The sequence below is a fragment of the Clostridium sp. SGI.024 genome, from assembly GCF_050315195.1.
Classification (GTDB): domain Bacteria; phylum Bacillota; class Clostridia; order Clostridiales; family Clostridiaceae; genus Clostridium.
The window spans coordinates 1-1,226 of the sequence record NZ_JBNPON010000142.1 but is presented as its reverse complement, the minus strand read 5'-3'; the positions used below and the strand labels follow the sequence as shown (position 1 = coordinate 1,226).

Below are 1,226 nucleotides of genomic sequence, written 5' to 3'. Positions count from 1 at the left end.
AAAGAAATAGAAGTTAATATAGCGTATAGATGGTTTTTAGGGTATTCGATTAGCGAAGCAATACCGCACTTTTCAACATTTAGTAAGAATTATGAAAGAAGATTTAAGGATTCAGATTTATTTGCAAAAATATTTGCTAGAATCCTTGAAAAAGCTGAACAAGAAGGCTTCTTAGCCTTAGAACAAATTTATATTGATTCAACTCATATAAAAGCTAGTGCTAATAAAAAGAAATATGAGAAAATTAATGTTAATGTCGAAGCTAAAAAATATAAAGAAGAACTAGAAAAAGAAATAAATGAAGATAGGATAATCCATGGAAAGAAACCACTAAAAGAAGATAAAAAAGTTGTTACTAAGGAAGTTATTAAAAGTACTACTGATAAAGATGCTGGGATGTTCTTTAAAAATGAAAAAGAAAAATGCTTTGCATATTTAGCTCACACTGCGTGTGATGACTCGAATTTTATTTTAGGCTTTGACATAACTCCTGGTAATATTCACGATAGCGTAGCTTTCAAAAGTGTGTTTGAAAATGTAACCAATAAATATAAAGATGAAATTATAGTTACGGCTGTTGATGCTGGCTACATAACCCCTTATATTGCAAAAACTATATTAGAGGCAAATATTCTTCCTTCAATGCCATATAAAAGTCCAATGACTAAAAAAGGATTTTTCAAAAAGTTTCAATTTGTTTACGATGAATATAACGATTTTTATATTTGTCCTTTTGAGAAAGAACTTAGATATTCTACAACAGATCGTGATGGATATAAGTTATATAAATCAAACCCTAAAGATTGTGCTAATTGTCCATTTAAAGATTCTTGTACAAATAGTAAAAATAATCAAAAAGTTATAACTAGGCATGTCTGGGCAAAGTTTTTAGAAGAAGCGAATCATCTTAGACATGATAATTATGTTAAATCTGTATATAAACGAAGAAAAGAAACTATAGAACGTGTCTTTGCGGATGCAAAGGAAAAACACGGTATGAGATTTACTCACTTAAGAGGCTTGGCTAAAATTAAAATGGAGGTCACGCTTATTTTCTCATGCATGAATTTAAAGAAGTTGGCAAATAAACTCTGGAAAGGACGATCTAGGCGATCTCTTTTCAGCAGATATAGCAATTCATTTATCTTTATTTTAAGTAATTTAGCTACAAAATTAACAAAAAGGATATTTTCACTCTTGAAAATATCCTTTTTGTCTACAGTCTG

General features: G+C 29.4%; 1 protein-coding gene. It reads left to right on the top strand.

Going from position 1 to position 1,226, the window contains the following annotated elements; genetic code table 11:
• On the top strand, positions 1–1,226 hold a 1,226-nt coding region (locus ACQRD5_RS17105; protein WP_427747107.1), incomplete at both ends, for an IS1182 family transposase.